We start from the raw sequence: 17,470 nt of genomic DNA on the forward strand, positions 1-17,470 counted from the left end.
GATGCGAATAATGAGTAAACTGAATCCTTATTTTGGTGACTTTGGTGGGCAGTTTGTTCCCCAAATCTTGATCCCCGCACTTGATCAGTTAGAAGAAGTATTTATTGAGGCGCAAAACGATCCTGAATTTCAACAAGCCTTTCAGGATCTACTAAAAAACTACGCAGGCCGCCCTACCGCCTTAACGTTATGCCAGAACCTGACCAAAGGCACAAAAAGTCGTCTGTATTTAAAACGGGAAGATTTGCTCCACGGTGGCGCACACAAGACCAATCAGGTATTAGGACAGGCATTGCTGGCAAAGCGAATGGGTAAAAACGAAATCATTGCCGAGACTGGAGCCGGTCAGCATGGTGTGGCAACCGCACTAGCCTGTGCACTTTTGGGGCTAAAATGCCGTATTTACATGGGGGCCAAAGACATTGAACGCCAATCCCCCAATGTCTTTCGTATGCGTCTGATGGGCGCTGAAGTCATTCCTGTTCACAGTGGCGCCGCAACCCTGAAAGACGCCTGCAACGAGGCGATGCGTGACTGGTCTGGTTGCTATGACAAAGCCCATTATTTGCTGGGAACCGCCGCCGGCCCCCATCCTTATCCAACGATAGTGCGTGAATTTCAACGAATGATCGGCGAGGAAGCCAAGGCGCAGATTATGGAAAAAGAGGGGCGTTTACCCGATGCCGTTATCGCCTGTATTGGCGGCGGCTCGAATGCTATTGGCCTGTTCGCTGAATTCATTCCAGAAACCGATGTTCGCCTGATTGGTGTCGAACCGGCAGGACATGGTATCGAAACCGGAGAACATGGTGCGCCATTGAAACATGGCAAGCTAGGGATCTACTTCGGCATGAAATCTCCGATCATGCAGACGGAAGACGGGCAAATTGAAGAATCTTACTCTATTTCCGCCGGACTGGATTTTCCTTCTGTCGGCCCCCAACACGCTTACCTAAACAATATTGGACGCGCTGATTATGTTTCAGTCACTGACGATGAGGCAATTGACGCATTCAAGGCTCTGTCGCGCAACGAAGGCATCATTCCCGCGTTAGAGTCCTCACATGCACTTGCCTACGCCTTGAAAATGATCCATCAGGCTCCTGATAAAGAACAATTATTGATTGTTAATTTATCTGGCCGTGGCGACAAAGACATCTTTACCGTACACGATATTTTGCAATCCAGGGGGGAAATCTGATGGAACGTTATGAGCAGCTATTTAAAAAACTAGAAAGCCAAAATCAGGGCGCTTTTGTTCCTTTTGTCACCTTGGGCGATCCTAATCCTGAGTTATCTCTGGAGATTATTGACGCACTTATCGCTGGCGGAGCGGATGCGCTGGAATTAGGTATTCCATTTTCCGATCCTCTCGCTGATGGCCCTACCATCCAAAACGCGAATTTACGGGCATTATCTTCCAATGTTACACCTGCATTGTGTTTTGAGCTGCTGTCTCAAATCCGAGCCAAATATCCTGATATCCCGATTGGATTGCTGATGTATGCAAATCTGGTTTTTCACAATGGGATCGATGAATTTTATCGCCGCTGTAAAAATGCTGGTGTTGATTCTGTTTTGATCGCTGACGTACCGTTATCAGAATCACATGATTTCCGCTCAACTGCATTGAAATATGACATTGCTCCGATATTAATTTGTCCACCAAATGCAGATGATGATCTACTGCGTGAAATAGCAGTATGTGGGCGAGGTTACACTTATCTGCTGTCAAGAGCCGGGGTCACTGGAACTCAGAATCGAGCTGAACATCCACTAACGCACCTAGTTAATAAGCTCAAAGAGTATCATGCCGCTCCTGCACTACAAGGTTTTGGCATATCGGAGCCCGCACAAGTCACATCAGTACTCGATAGCGGCGCGGCTGGCGCTATTTCCGGCTCCGCCGTGGTAAAAATCATTGAAGATAATTTAAACCAGCCCCAAATTATGCTGGAAAAACTAGTGACGTTTGTCCGCACCATGAAAACCGCGACACAACGTTAATCTTCTCCCTTCCTCCATCATCTATTGATGGGGGAAGCTATTACCGCCAACCCATCACCATCCGGGAATAAATATTTCCCCTATCATTTGTAGGTTTTCCTGTTTTCAATAATACTTTCTGATTACGGCCATTACACAATGGCATGATACCTAAAGTAGAAACGAGAATAATGTTTCGATAAATAAGCATTGTTCTTGAGATCAACGGAGCATAATTATGAAACTATTAAAAGTAGTCTCTACGTTTTTTGTTGCTACTGTTATAGCGATGACGATCTCTGCATGTGCCCCAACAGCAACAACAGAAAGTACCGGGAATTACATTGACGATACCGTCATTACAGCCAAAGTAAAATCAGCATTACTCGAGGCCAAAAATCTAAAATCCAGAGAAATCAGTGTAGAGACTTTCAAAGGCCGTGTGCAGTTAAGTGGATTCGTTAGCTCTCCTGAAGACGTCACACGTGCAATACAAATCACTAAAGGAATTAAGGGTGTCAATACCGTGATTAATTCAATCAAGCTTCGATAATCCGTTAGAACCTATATCCACAGACGTAAAAATGGGGCAGATTAGGCCCCATTGGTTCTCTCTTATGCCAAACACATATAGAACTTACTTACTCTATTACCATCTAATAAAATATTACATATCAATCTGTTAGAATTTATAACCCACACCAAACATAAACACCCATGGATCAAGGCGAGTTTTATATTTTTGTTCTGCATCACCCGCTTTGAATCTCACATCAGTTTCGATATTCATCCACCACAATGAGGTATTCAATATCCAATTTTTATCCAACTGATAATCTAAACCAACCTGACCAGCAACACCCCAAGAATCTTTCAGATCCAGACTATTTAATTTCGCTGCTTCAACGGTTGCATTATTGTCATTAAATTTTTCGCTAAAAAATGTGGTGTAATTTAAACCAATCCCCACATAAGGACGTAAGTTATTTTCTTTGGAGCCAAAATAATATTGCGCCATCAAAGTTGGGGGCAAATGCTTAACTTTAGCCACATCACCGGCTTTCGGTAAATTGACACGATGCTGAAAAGGTGTAGCGGCTAATAATTCAACACCAATGTTATCGGTGATCATATAACCAAAAGTCAAACCCAACTGCGTATTATTATTTACGCCGAAAGACCCCTGACCTAACACATCATCAGATCCAGCATTCGGTCTTACCGTTGCTGTACCCGCGCGGAACAGGAAATCACCTGCTTCATGAGCAAAGGTCAATGACGGAGCTAACGCAGCCGCAGCCAATACAAGCGCAGAAATCTTTTTCATTATCCATCCCATTTATGTGGTTTTAAATCAGCCAAAAATATACCTGTTTGTTTACCTTTGTGACCCAAGGCAGATCACATCTTTTAAATATTTTTGTCAAAATAAAGTATTGATGAATTTATTATTTCATCTACCAAATATTTCAAATTGATCTAAATCAAAATTAATTGGATATTAATCTTATGACTATTCGACGCTATATCTTTATATGATTTTTTAACCAACAATAATAATTAAGAATACAAGTATTAGGTTGATAAAAAATATCACTTCTATTCCAATTAATTAACATAACATTAATAGATCCATCATTTGGTTAAAAATCACCCATTACCTCCCCTGCTCTCTTCTATCTGTTAATGTCCCTCAACCGTTACCTGCTTTATCTTTTAGGTATCCAATAATCCCCCGAACAAGGTACAATTGAGTATCATTGTTGTTTTATCTGATAGGAGCCACTTTCATGCCCATCACGGCAAATATCCTGTATCGTGACAGCTTCAACTTTTTTAAGAACCAACTGTTGAATATTTTCATACTCTCTGTCTTGGCCGCGTTGGTGGCAGCACTGCTTGAACATCTCCTGATGCCTGATGGTGAACAGCTCAAACTACTGGTTGAGATACAAAACGCCTTTAAAGAATCAGGTAATACAGGAGTCAAAAATTTTGTGGCGCAATTGACGCCAGAAGAACAGTTAATGTTCTTACGCACAGCATTCGGTATTCTATTTTCCAACATATTCGGTAGTACATTGCTGACCGCCAATGTGTTGTTACTTATCAATGCCATTTCTAACGGGCACCAAACCAATGCGCTCCATGCCAGCAAATCATCAATAGGATCGTTGCCTAAAATGTTTTTGCTGATGTTTATCTGTACCCTGTTGATTCAATTAGGTTACGCGTTAATGTTCATTCCCGGCATACTGCTTTCTATTGCATTTGCATTTGCCCCTGTTTTTCTGCTTGAAAAAGGAAGAGGTGTTTTCTCATCCATGCAGGAAAGCTGGAAATTGGCGTTTACCAATCTGCGTCTGTTAGCCCCCGCCATACTGCTATGGTTTGCAATAAAACTAATTATAGCTCTTGGTTTCGCTAGCATGCCCGATATCGTGCTGTTAATACTGAATAACCTACTGTCTTCCATGCTGCTGATTTACCTATTCCGCTTATATATGCTGACTAAATCGCAAAACAAATCTGCAAACGGTATGCAATAAAATAAATCACCTCGCCCTACCGCCGAGTCTGTCACAAAAGCTCGGTGTTTCTTTCTAAAGGGGGAAAGTAAACCCCCCATCACATTTTTTACTGCCTGTTATTTGCACTAATAACAGGCAATAAATCACCCATAATATCAAAGCAATCACGTAATGCAGAAAATACCGGTTCTACCCTTGTTATTTTCAGAAGACGATTGCACCAATTAACAGGGCATAACGACTGGTGGGTTCTGTCGCATTAAGCGGTCATCAGGTAAGCTCCCCTGTTTTTGAGCGAGTCCAGAGCGATGTCCCTTATCCGAAAAGCGTTCAAACGTCTGCACTATCCTGTTGATATTATCGCCCAGTGTGTTCGTTGGTATCTGGCCTACGCGCTGAGCCTGCATAATCTCGAGGAAATGCTCGTTGAGCGGGGGATAACCGTCGATCATTCCACGCTTTCCCGCTGGGTTCATCGTCTGATCCCGTTGATGGTCAAATGCTATCGGCGGAGTCAGCCTGCGGTTGGACGTCGGTGGCGAATGGACGAAACCTCTATCAAAATCAAAGGGCAATGGCGTTACCTTTACCGTGCTGTGGATTCAGACGGCAATACGGTTGATTTTTTGTTGACCACCCATCGAGATAAGGAGGCCGCCTTGCGTTTCTTTAAGAAAGCCATACGCCAGCATGGACAACCAGACGTGGTAACGATTGATAAAAGTGGCGCCAATAAAGCCGCAGTGGGCGAGTTAAACAAGGAAAAAACAAAGGATAACGACATCATTATCCGGCAGAATAAGTATCTTAATAACCTGATTGAACAGGATCACCGCAACGTCAAACGGCGGACACGTCCTATGCTGGGATTCAAAACTTCAGACGGGCTCAGACCGTGTTGGTCGGGATTGAATGGGTCAGCCTGTTGCGCAAAGGACAATACCGACAAAAAGAAGGGTGTCCGATTTCACCGACAGCCTTTTTCTATCAATTAGCTGAGTAAAAATCAATCATCTTATCTTCACTCGTACTTTCTTTGTTAGTGCGATAGAACCTGCAATTGTCCTGAATAAAATGTTAAGTTCCAATTTTAGGAAGATTTATGATTTACGTTAAGCTAATCTGTGTAAGTTAAGTTATTCTATGTAAGATAAATTTACTCAATGGTGAAGCCATGAAGAGTCTGTACCAACAAGCGAGAATGAGTAGAGACGCAAGGTTTGATGGCAAATTTTTCATTTGTGTAAAAACGACTAAGATATTTTGCAGGACAATTTGCCCAGCAAAATTGCCCTTAGAAAAAAATGTGATTTATGTTACTGACAGAGAGCAAGCCATAGGGCTTGGCTTCAGACCATGCCTACGCTGTAAGCCAGAATTTGCGCCTAACTATGGCGAAATTAGTAAAGGTAGCTTGCTTTATAATAAAGCGTCTCAAAAAATAATAAGCGGAGAATGGTTAAGCCTTTCTATCCCCGAAATAGCCAAACAATTAAACACGTCACAGAGGAATTTAAATAAAATTTTCCGAAGTAGTACAGGCATGAGTGCGAAAGAATACCAAAATAACCATAAAAGCATCTTGGCGAAAGCGCTACTGCAAAATTCAAATTTAAGTCTAACCGACATAGCAAATACTTGCGGTTACTCGTCTCTCAGTTCGTTTTATTATTTAATCAATAAATATTTGAGAGTAAATATGAAATCTATAAAAACCAACAAGCAAGATTGCAGTGTGAAGAAAGTCATAACCTACCCCCTAAGCCACCCGTATGACTGGGGTCACTTCTTATCATTTCAACAAAAGCGGCTCGTTGAAGGAATGGAATGGATTCGCGGTGAAACATATGGACGGACTTTTAACACACCAAATTGCAAAGGGCACTTTGAAGTATGCCCAGCGAAAAGCGGACTATCGATATCCATTCAAACAAATAATATGGGTTCTTTTGGGTGTATATACCAAAAAATCATTAAAATGTTTGATTTGAATGTTAATTTAACATACATAGAAGATTTTCTTTCTAATAAGTACCCAGAAATAAAAATATCAAAAGGTTTAAGAATTCCTGGGGTGTTTAGTGAATTTGAAGCGGGTTTAAGAGCAATTTGCGGACAACAAGTCACAGTATCTGCGGCGACCAAGTTGTTCAACCAGGTCGTGCATAACTTTGGGTATACGGACACTAATGGTCTTGTTTATATGCCTTTACCAATTGATATCGTAGATGATAGCAACTTGGCTATATTAAAAACGGTAAATAGCAAAAAAAATACTATCCTTGCTTTGGCAACGTGGTTTGCAAAAAATAGCTCTAAGTCACCTGAGTATGACATAAGTAATATATTGTCAATAAAAGGTATTGGCCCTTGGACACTAGATTATATCAAATTAAGAGCAAATAAAGATCCAAATATATGGATGGGTTCTGATTTAGGAATTAAGAAGGCGATAAAAAAATATAATAATTTTGATCATGTAAAGTCGTACCCCTGGAGTAGTTATTTATCTATCCAATTATGGAATATAATCTAGTTATTTTTTAGCTTCGTAAGTAATAACGATAACATAAATTTAATTAAAACTATAATTTTATATTTATAGGGTAACTCCTTATATGAGTGAATTTAGCTATTTATCTGCTCCAAAATCGAGCAGAGACAGATTAGATATATATAAATTTTGGTATGATGTTTACCATGAAGAAATGAAAAGGAAAGATACCTTACCCATATTTGCTGGATCACCGCCAGTTGCCGAGGGTCTACTCACACAAAGAGCAGTATTGTGCCTAATTGACAAAGAGCACCCTCCTTATGCAGCAATACTACCTCCTATCCCTAATATTTATATCTATGATGCGGCACAACTATCTGGGGCAGTTTATTTTTCTGATGGAGAAATAAAAAATAAGCTAGAAATAGAAAACTTTAATAACTTAAATAAGCGATAATATGAGAAACGATAAAACCCACCAAGACATTATAGAGAGCGCAAGCATAACTTCTCTCATGCGGTACCTTCTTTCATCTGATAGTGAGGTGGTTCCTAACCCTGATAACTATGGGAAGTATTTTGTAAACGGAAAGTGGGAAGGATACCTTAAAGATGTAGGTGCTGCGAAACTAGAATTACAACGCAAGCTACCCGGCTGTATGTACTATCACTTGATTAGAACTTTAAAGTTTGACGATAGTTTAATTAAGTGGGTTAGTAATGAGAAAAATTCTCAAATTGTTATTTTAGGTGCAGGTTTTGACTCAAGAGCAATGAGGTATAGTGAATTGCTCGATGAACATAATGTTTCTGTCTATGAAATAGATTTATCTGCAATGCTTGATTTTAAAAAAGGAGTTATTGCTAAATATAAATTACAACACTGTGTGGGCTACCACCATATCCCTTGCAACTTTAATGACAAAAAATTATCCGGTTGTATGCTAGATGGAGGGATCTCTAAAAATAAAAATACTTTAGTTTTGTGGGAGGGGGTCACTTACTTCTTACCGGATGAAATAATCCAGAGCACTATAGTAGAACTCAGAGAGCTCTTTAAGGAAAAGCTTCAGATAACGTTAGACTATGCGTTTAGGGACTATATCGAAGGTGATTTAAATTTTTATGGAGCTAAAGAGCTGCATGATGTTCTCGTGGAAATTTCAGAGCCACACTTTTTTGGCCTGAATTTCAACGAAAGTGAAAAATACTTCGCAAATCTTGGTTTTAAAACCACCGAGAACCTAACAGCATTAATGCTAGAGTCAAAATATTTAAGGGATGGCTTCGGAAAATCCGCAGGACTTCCTCACGTTTTTAATGCAATGACAGATATAGTTAGAGGAGAATAGAGTGAAATATAGCAAATTATTTAAAGACCTACATTCAAAAAGTGACTTTTTTGTATTACCGAACGCATGGGATGTTCCATCTGCTAAGTTTTATGAGTCACTTGGCTACAAAGCTGTTGGTACGTCAAGCGCGGCACTTTCATATCTAAATGGAAAAAGCGATGGTGAAAATATTTCATTTTCAGCAGTCTTGTCTCATGCAAAGCAACTACTATCCGAGATTAAAGTACCATTATCAATAGATATTGAAAAAGGGTACGCCTCTTCGGCAAAAGAAATCGCAGTAAACGTTCTAAAACTTGCAGAACTTGGTTGCTCAGGGGTCAATATAGAAGACTCACTTAAAAGCGGAGATCTTTTACCCGCATCTGACTTTGCAAAAATACTCGAAAGTATTAAATCAGAACTAATCGCGAGCGGCTATAGTAATTTTGTATTGAATGCTAGAACTGATACGTATTTAAGTGGTTCTGTTGGAGAGAAGGTTAGAGAAACAATCAAAAGAGAAAACGTTTACCGTAACTGTGGAGCTGATTGCTTGTTTGTACCAGGACTGGTAAGCATAGAAGAAATACAGGATATTTCTAAAGTCACGGAGCTTCCACTTAACGTAATGAATATGCCTAGTATAGCTAATATAAGTGCTTTGGCAGAAAGCGGTGTAAATAGGTTTAGCCTAGGTAATTCAGTTTTTGATGATGTGTACTCCTATTTCCGGAGTGTGGCATCAAGATCACTGAAAGACGGTAATTTTTCAGCTCACTATAATCACTCAGCTCTTAACTAGTTATAAGGGAGTGGCCTTATTAAAGGCCACTTTTAGGAGTCTGAGATGACCCTGCTCCTGTTACGTATGGTGCCCCTTACAAGGAAAATAAGATGAGCACTTCCCACCAATATTTGACCTGCGGTGAGAAGTCAGAGACGTAAAGGAGTGGCTCCCCTCAGGTTTACGGCATCATAGTACCTGGATTGAGATGCATTTCGTATCCGAATACTGGAGCAACTTTGGCCATGAGCCAGTAAGACAGATTTTGCAGCAGCCATTCAGGTTCTATCGCAACTGCGGTAGAGCGCTACATCCGGGGTATAAGTACTGAATGCGCCGGAATAGATGAAAACGACTCTAACTTCTCTGTACGCTCAGCTGGTTTTATCCTGAGTTCACCTTCCTCTGATACCAGCTCGAAACAACTGACATCGGGGTTTAATACCGTCAGTTTGTCCATTTTTCTCAGTAAGTGAATTACCTTCATCTTCTTCAGCGTCGGAGTTCCGGTGCTTTCAAGCCTCATATAGCGCTGCGCCGCCTGTTCAATACTGACAATGCATATACTGGTGTCTTCTGATGCCTGATGAAGCAGCACTAGATTTTGGCCACTGCGCCAGAGTGACAGGTTGGCTATGCAGGTATCAGAAAACCGGATGGCTGAACCCTGACCCCGATCATCTATCGTAATATGCCGGTAGTGAGTCAGCGCCTCAGGGGGGGAAAGCCAGTAATACGATTCTTTTGAACGTCCGGTGATAGCCAGCCGATCGGTGCCCGCCAGTTGCGGCAGACGGATTTTTTCCCCCAAAGGAACCTGACCCACCTGCAACACCAGACTCTCCGGTGTTCGGTTAACAAAACAGTAATTCCCCTCTAGGGTGGAATTTTCTTCGCTGACTTGCCACAATTCTCCGGTAGTCTGGTCATGAACATAACTGGCCTCCTGCCCGGCGACCTGACCCAAGTAATGCAGAACATGATTCGAGTTAACTATGCTGGAACGAAGCGTTTTTCCTTCCTCCGGCAGGTACCAAGCAGGATAACCATGCTCAGAAAACAGTCTAACGGCTTGCGGTAATTCAGCCTCATTCCTGAGCGCCACAATAGCTGAGGCAATTTGACTGTCCGGGCGACCCTGCACATGCCAAGCAATCAGCACCGGGCGGTCTGTCATCTTGGCATCAGCTGACAGCAGTAAGACCGCGCCATCCGGGGTTTCCAGCCGGAGTGTATTGCCCTGACGAACCGCACTGCGGTATTGATGGCTGGCCCGGAGCCAGGGTTGCACTGCAGCAGGTTCCTCAGAGAGCTCCCGATTTTCACTCAACTTAAGGTCAAGCTCCGCCGACAGTGGCTGACGATATAACTGATGGTTATCGGTGTCAAAAATCCATGCCTGACTGCCATCCTCCGCTAAACCAAGATAGGTCAGAGTGTGTTCTGTAATGAGACCAACTCCGCCCTGCACCACCCGACCTGCCGTACTGTCATACCAGGCACTGATTGGTTTTCCGTTGCTATCCTGCAATCCCAGCAGCAGCAGGGTGCTGAACCGATCTGGATTATCCCGCGCCAGCTGACTCAGTGCGGCTGTCAGACCATTCTGGTGAGGTTGCTGCAGCCAGTCTGCTGTCACCCCGATCAAACGGATACTGCCCTGATCATCTGCCAGCCACAGCACCCCTCTACTGGAAAGTGCAACCAACTGCTTGTTCGCTATGGATACGGATCTGATATCATCAACAGCCACCTTGCTGGCCGGAGTGCCGGACAGGCCATTATCCTTCTGAAAATAAAGACTATGTCTCTGATGGCTGTAAAAATAATACCCCGGTTTATCACCGGTCGTGGTGAAAACGCGGGTGAAATCAGCCGTCAGGGCCAGCAGAGCCGGATTTTTCTTTTTCAGCTCAGCTAGGATGTCGGCATCCTCCTGATCCGGATTTATCCGGTTCATTCTGACCACATTCTGCAGCTGTTTTCCATCAGTCTGTAACCAGTAATGTCTATCCACACCAGCTACTCGCCCAGAAAGACTGATCACCTCCGCCGGGCTGCCTTTAACCTGACGTTCCGGCGCACAAAGATCGCCGGTGAACCACTGATTCGCCGCCAGTGGTGCCAGAAGGCCATTAAACTCACCGTCACTGGAATCAAGGGGGACAGGCAGCGCGACAAAGTTTTTTTCACTGATTTTATCCAGGCCCGCCAGCATGACCGTATTCCCGTCAACTGCCACCAGTTTCAGTGCTTCCTCTGCCACCTGATAAGTATACGAGATATAGCCCTCATCCAGCTGCCGTTCCACCACAAACCAGAGCTGGTCATTGCCCTGCATCACATGGCTGCTGATTTTCTCCTGATCACTCCCCGGAAATTTTATCGGCAGATACTGCCGCAGAACTTCGCCACTGACAATATCCACTTGCCAGAGCGTGGTATCCCGGCAAAACCACGCCTTATTACCTTCAACTTTCGCCAGCTCTGCATAGCTGAGAAAATCTGCTGCGTCAGGGACGTTGGTGTAAATCATACGATCACGACCGGTCTCATAGAATGCACGGCCGACAGGACGGCTTTGCGGTGAGTGCTGGTAGTGTTCCACGACTAAATATGGCCTGTTGTGATGTTCAGAATTGCTTAACTGCCTGAGATGATCATGCAACGCCTGCAGGCTGTTAAACTGCATAGCATCCGTTACGCTCTCTGTTATCTGCCACTGATTCTCTTTGTTTTGCTTGACAGAAAATATCCCTGCATTATTTATCAGGGAAATATTATCCGACTTTTCAGGCAGGGTTATCTTTATACTGCCGATATGCAGTAGTTGTCTGTTATCTTTTTTGCTGAGACTGGTGTTAACATTAGAGCTGATATGACGGGCATCCAGTATCCAGTGGGTACCGGTATTTCCCTGTAAGGACAGAGAAACACCCTCCTGCAAGCTGATGCGATATTTGCCCTTCCCGCCAGTCAATTGATAGGACAGGATCCCGTGGTCCTTCTCCGGCAACTGCTGAATGACAATATCCCGGTCTTCATCGTCCAGAATGATGTCAATCGGCGTCGCAACAAATTCCGGCTTTATACGGCGTACCACGCGCTCTCCGGGAAAAGCATAAAAATCAAAGTCGAATCGTCCGTCTTCTTCCAGTCGGCGCAGAACGTCAAATCCCCGATCGTTGCGGGCTGTGACGAAGGGCAGGATCATATATTCGTAATTAATGTAGGACTTCATAGTAACTGGCAAGATCAGTATGTCGTTGCTTCTAGGACGAAAATGGAAGTTGACCTGCGCCTGTTTGTGACCGATGCCTTCGCGGATATTAATTGCATGCTTTTTATTAGTATCAGCCGCCCTACCGGGCCACCAGAAAAAGTAATTACTCCTACCCGAGCCCCATGAGTAAGTCGGGTCGTTGCGATAGAGATACTGACTGTCGAAAGTCAGGTGACCGTGGCGCAAATCGAGCTGACGGATCACTGCGCCGGGGATCGGTTCCATCACCGTATAACGGCTGCCATCTGCTGCCACTTTTTCCGTCTGCCGATATCCACCCTGCTGATAAGCTGCTTCCAGATCGGCAAAATAATTACCTACCGCCTGTGCATCACTGGCTACCCTGCCGAACGCCTCGGCCAGAGCCGTAAAACCAATACCCAAACCAGCCAGTGGTACCGCCAGCGAGGAGGCAAAACCAGCAACAATGGGGGCACCGAGGATACCGGCACCAATACCCACGCCAGTTGTAACCAGGCCAGCACTGTCAAACGCCAGCTGGGTACCATAAACAGCCTTCTGGGATTCATTCTGTGCATGCGCCAGTTCTATGCCATCCAGTGCCACACTGAGGATATTTAACCCCGCCCCGACACCAGTGCTGACATGGGACAGTGATGAAAACAGGCTGCTGGTCACTCCCCGGCCTTCACTGGCCACCGCCCTGTACAAACTGGCGAGTTTAGCACCGTCCTCCAGCGTACCATGAGCCATCTGCGCCAGGTTAACATAAGTGTGCACCCGCAGTGCGGTCTCTAACGTATTGGGCATCGTATTGGGCATCTTATCACTGGCTACGGTGGTGCGGTTTCTATCGGCAAACCAAGGGATCAGAGTCTTAACTATAAAGGCGGTATTCAGTCCGTGAACAGCATCTGCTTCGGGGATACCTGTGCGCAGGGTGAGTTTCCCTTTGGTATACTCATGAGTTTTGCTGACAGTCTCGAGATCTTTATCATAAGAATGAATAAAATCAATAATACGTCGGTCATCCGTCGTGAATGTCTGGGGAGGAAGCTCAGACCGTGCCGTATTAATAAACTGTAAAGAATAACTTCCCGGCTGGGACTCACCTTCCCTGAGGCTACCCAGTACTGGCAGCCATTCTTCTGCGGACAGTGCATTTTTACTGTACAGCTGCTCCGTGGCCTGCTGAAAATCCTCTGCACGGTTAAGCATCTCCAGTAGCCGGATGTCAATCTGCACATTGTCTGGAACCGGAGCCGTTTTGTTTCCCAGTGGCGGGTTAACCATACCCCCTGCAGGGACTGATTTACCTGGCGTTACGGTTATCGCCCATTCACTATTCTCCGGATTAAAAACAAGCACGGCTTTATTACCGTTTTCTATGAGTTGTTTCCGGCCTTCAGGGCTGACAGTAATTTGAGTGGTATAAGCCTTAACAGAAAGTGGACGAATACGCTGGTCAAGCGACTGAGCAAACTTTAGCGCATAGCTTTTCTGCTGGTCTTCACCAGCCAGTGAACAGCTCACCATACTGATATGTTCAGGAGACGTTTTAACGCCGGAGTCTATATAGAACTGGCTGAGTTGTGACGCCAGAGCTTCCGGAGTACGTTTGGCCAGCGTCTGGTGATTAAGCTTATCCCCACCATCGCGGCTATGACCAACCAGTTGCCAGCGGATTTTTTCTTTATCCTTCAGGATAGTCAGGTCACCATGAACCACCTGGTATTGACCCCGGGCATCCAGCTGCACCAGCACCGAATCAGTGTGTTTTCCCACTAATTTTGCTGCCGCTTCCCTGACTACAGGGTCGTTTTCAAGCTGAATAATCAGCTGACCATCAAAGCGGGACATTCCACCCTCATGGTGAGCCTCAACTACAGGCTTTTCCCAATTACTGACAGGTTTTTCATCGAACGGAGCAATGCCCTCTGGTTCATGACGGTAGCGACCGTCTTCCTGATCCAACAGTGCCGGCATAAAACGCGGTGAATAGAACTTCTTGGCCTCTGGCAAGCCCTGATTGATGATCGGCAAGACGTGTGCCATCACTCCGTCATACAATTCACCCTGCAACGCCTTCTCTCTGCCTTCAGCGCGGTACTCGTCAAACATCTGTAACATACCCTTGCCGATACTGTCTGCACTCTTCGGTTCGTAACGCGCAGCGACATAGAAGGTTTCAAAGAACGAGTGATAGCCGTTACGGATCATGAAGGCCGCATTGGCCATCTGGAAGTTCCAGTACTCCTTGACGCTCAACGTGTCACCAAACAACTCCGGTAAGACATTGCTGACAGTCTGAGTGGTCCCTGAAATTCCGCCTACGAACGGGGTATCCAGGTCATTCATGTAACGTGTAGCCTTATTCTCGGGATCCGGACGGAATTGGTTGTAGCTGCGGTACTTATCGTCCTTGATCAGGTTCGAACCATCGTGATATACCTGCTCCTCAGGGCTGGTATTGAGGATCAGAAACGGGTCTGGCTGATTCAGCCGGTTATTGATTATGACCTTGTTGTCACCTTTTTCCGACATCAGCTCAGCATGGGGATTTACCGGGACTGCAAGCTTGGAAAAGCTATCGGCTACCGGGCGCAAGACATGGAACAAGACCTGTTTGCGCAGGCTCCTGCCCTCATTGCTCAACAGAGCTGCTTTAACGGCCGGATACAATTGCTCATCGGTTCTCTCAAAGTTCTCGGGACCGACCAACAACAAGGCGAGTAGCTTTCTGTCCAGCGAGCGCTCAACCTCGATCTGATTGAAGACCTGTATTTTCGGGTTGTTTGGATGCTGTTCTGCATTGGCGCGGTTGATCCGCTGGGTTTCTTCTTCGGTGGCCTGAATGCGCCATTGTTCGTATTGCAGTGCCAGCAACCCCTTAACTTGGGCGATGTCACTTTGCACATAGCTATTTTTTAGGATCTTGTCCACGGTTGTGGAGGAGAATACTAGACTATTCAGTTTATTCGCCAGTTTGGACAATAGCGGGTCATTATCGATGTGTTCCCAGACCGAAGTGGCAAACGCCTGTTCCCACAACACCTTGTTCAGGTTATTGCCCTTGATATCGCGCATTCTGTTATCGGTGTACTCCGACTCCAACACCCCTGCGGGGGTGATGTGGTTGCGTTCGAGCAAACGCACCAGTTGCTGCTCGAACACTTTGCGTTCGCTGCTGCCTTCAAACAAACGACTGGCCTTCGCACCATCGTCTCGCAATCGATCCAGCTTCTCGAAAAATGCGGCGTTGTATTGATACAATTCGGCGGTCTGTGCCTTACTCAAGTGACTACTGCTGACTTTGTCGCCGTCAACGTTCATCACCCCAAAGGGTGTTGCGGACAGGTAGGTTTTGCTCGGGGTTTTGCCCTGTGGAATTTCCAGCAAGTACTGGCGATTGCCAAAACCGACCGAGCGTTCCAGCTCATGGATATTAATGAAAAGCCCATCACGATCCAGGTCATAACTGTTCTGGCGAAAATCCTCCAAGCCGATAGTCTGGAAGCTGGTGATATCAGCATTCTGGTTGATCAGGTCACTCAAGGTGCCGGCCAATGGAACCTCATGGGTGTGGCCGGACACCTTAATCCCAATTTGATTCGGTACCTTGCGGTCAACGCTGATCAACAGTATCTTGCGATCGTTATCCAGAAAATGCTCCTTGAAGCCTTCACGCTCGGTGCTTTCCGAAACCAGGTAGTTAGCGAAGTACTTTTCGACGAATTCGATTTTGACCAGTACCGAGCGAATTGGTGCATAGGTCGGAGAGCGAAAGGATGGCGGCTCACTCTTAAGCCGGTATTGTTGTTGCCAGGCCAGGGAGCGGGCTGGAGTACCAAAGGAAAAGTTGAATACCCCGTCCTTAGGCACGACCAGCCTGCCGTCCTTCAGGAAGAAGTCCTTGAAGCGGCCATCGGGGCTGGCATTAACCAGAGCGACGTTCATGCGGATGTAGCCAGGACGTTCCTCCATCATTAACAGTGAAACATTTACCGGCAAATCATCAGAGGCCAGAGGCACTTCGATCAGCTTGCTGAAAGCCTTAGCTTCTTTTGTCTCTTCCTTAGAGGATGTATCGAGTAAGGCAATGTAGCGGGCTTTGACATCTTTGTAGGCCTGCAGCTTGGAAAACAGCCTCACGTATTTTGGGCTGAACGTGGAGTCAGTCACCTGCATAGTCAGTTGCTGTTCCAGATTCTTGATCTCGGTATCCAACTTAGCCTGCTTGACCGCCGCATCCTCCCTCAGAGTCATCGCATTCAAGGTCTTGGAACCGCCGGGACTGAGCATATCCAAGGCCTTTTTCCTAGAGCTGTTAAAGTGCGTTATGGCCGCCTGCTGGCGGCTGTATAACCGGATGTCGCGATCCAGTTGCTGCTTGTAGGCCTTGATCGCCGGCGTGTCAGATTTACCGTCCATCTGCTGCCGTCTTTGCTGTAACGTCTGCAACTGGTCGCCGACAGAAACAGGGTTATCCTGCATCTGAAAATGCTGAGCAGCCAGCACATTCAGGGTACTCTGCTGCATTTCTTGCAGCCGTTCGTTTACCTGCCTGATATAGTCGGCACGCGCGTTGGTATTCATGTTGAACCATTCGGTCTGACGACCCGCCACCTCGATCTGTCGATCGATCAGAGTATTGAGCAATTTTTTGAAGTCTTTCGACATATAAACCATTACAGTAATCCTTTGTCTGTTTTTGAGCGAAGCTCTTTGCGTCGCGAAAATTAGTCAGAATATCTAAAGATATGTAACTATGTTGATAATTATTATCAAAATAATAACCAATATCAATTGCGATTTAAGCAAATAATTACATACATAAATCAATTAGTTGATTTATAACGATGATGTTTGTTATCTATTTGTTTTCGTTTATTTTATTATCTGGATATGACGTCAAAGGCTTTATAACGACCTTTGCCAGTTCCGATATGACGGTATGCTATTTGGAACATTTGGTATCTTCGTCATTTTCGGATAGCGGAACCGGGCATGAAAAAAACAGATGTAGCGCTATTATGAAATCTTATTTAATTACTTTGGTTTTGTTAGCGCTAATTTCTTTTTGCAGTTTAG

At 44.9% G+C, this 17,470-nt stretch carries 11 protein-coding genes; 9 read left to right on the plus strand and 2 right to left on the minus strand.

The genetic code is table 11. The features are described 5' to 3' along the window. The first annotated feature begins 10 nt into the window (after positions 1–10). From trpB to PSI22_RS00980, 3 genes are all read left to right on the plus strand, one after another. A complete protein-coding gene (gene trpB / locus PSI22_RS00970; RefSeq protein WP_273577896.1) occupies positions 11–1,201 on the plus strand; it encodes a tryptophan synthase subunit beta in 1,191 nt (396 codons plus the stop codon). Beyond that, positions 1,201–2,007, plus strand: coding sequence for a tryptophan synthase subunit alpha (trpA, locus tag PSI22_RS00975; RefSeq protein WP_038225135.1), 807 nt, complete (start codon positions 1,201–1,203; stop codon positions 2,005–2,007). Before trpB ends, trpA begins: the two co-directional genes overlap by 1 nt. Before the next feature lie 217 nt (positions 2,008–2,224). Continuing rightward, on the plus strand, positions 2,225–2,539 hold the full coding sequence (locus tag PSI22_RS00980; RefSeq protein ID WP_273577897.1) for a BON domain-containing protein: 315 nt from the start codon (positions 2,225–2,227) through the stop codon (positions 2,537–2,539). 129 nt (positions 2,540–2,668) lie between these two features. Here PSI22_RS00980 and ompW read toward each other — a convergent pair whose 3' ends face one another. Continuing rightward, positions 2,669–3,313 (minus strand): outer membrane protein OmpW, encoded by a 645-nt coding sequence (gene ompW / locus PSI22_RS00985; RefSeq protein WP_273577898.1) that lies wholly within the window; start codon positions 3,311–3,313, stop codon positions 2,669–2,671. A gap of 463 nt (positions 3,314–3,776) precedes the next feature. On the opposite strand from ompW, the gene PSI22_RS00990 reads away from it, so the two are divergent. From PSI22_RS00990 to PSI22_RS01015, 6 genes are all read left to right on the plus strand, one after another. Next, positions 3,777–4,535 (plus strand): YciC family protein, encoded by a 759-nt coding sequence (locus tag PSI22_RS00990; protein ID WP_273577899.1) that lies wholly within the window; start codon positions 3,777–3,779, stop codon positions 4,533–4,535. Between the two features lie 290 nt (positions 4,536–4,825). Next, positions 4,826–5,520 (plus strand): IS6 family transposase gene (locus PSI22_RS00995; protein ID WP_273577900.1). Its coding sequence is split into 2 segments (ribosomal slippage): positions 4,826–5,390 and positions 5,390–5,520, totalling 696 coding nucleotides; the frame shifts between segments, so codons are not numbered across the junction. Positions 5,521–5,691: 171 nt separating this feature from the next. Beyond that, a complete protein-coding gene (locus tag PSI22_RS01000) occupies positions 5,692–7,053 on the plus strand; it encodes a DNA-3-methyladenine glycosylase 2 (protein WP_273577901.1) in 1,362 nt (453 codons plus the stop codon). 82 nt (positions 7,054–7,135) lie between these two features. Continuing rightward, positions 7,136–7,471, plus strand: coding sequence for a hypothetical protein (locus tag PSI22_RS01005; RefSeq protein WP_273577902.1), 336 nt, complete (start codon positions 7,136–7,138; stop codon positions 7,469–7,471). A gap of 1 nt (position 7,472) precedes the next feature. Continuing rightward, on the plus strand, positions 7,473–8,366 hold the full coding sequence (locus PSI22_RS01010; protein WP_273577903.1) for a class I SAM-dependent methyltransferase: 894 nt from the start codon (positions 7,473–7,475) through the stop codon (positions 8,364–8,366). Position 8,367: 1 nt separating this feature from the next. Continuing rightward, entirely contained in the window at positions 8,368–9,153 is a 786-nt protein-coding gene (locus tag PSI22_RS01015; protein ID WP_273577904.1) for an isocitrate lyase/PEP mutase family protein, read from the plus strand. Positions 9,154–9,442: 289 nt separating this feature from the next. On the opposite strand, the gene PSI22_RS01020 is transcribed toward PSI22_RS01015, so the two are convergent. After that, positions 9,443–17,068: a TcdA/TcdB pore-forming domain-containing protein gene (locus tag PSI22_RS01020; protein WP_273577905.1), complete on the minus strand. Its 7,626-nt coding sequence runs from the start codon at positions 17,066–17,068 to the stop codon at positions 9,443–9,445. Positions 17,069–17,470 lie beyond the last annotated feature (402 nt).

Origin of the sequence: Xenorhabdus aichiensis (assembly GCF_028598775.1) — a bacterium.
Lineage (GTDB): Bacteria > Pseudomonadota > Gammaproteobacteria > Enterobacterales > Enterobacteriaceae > Xenorhabdus > Xenorhabdus bovienii.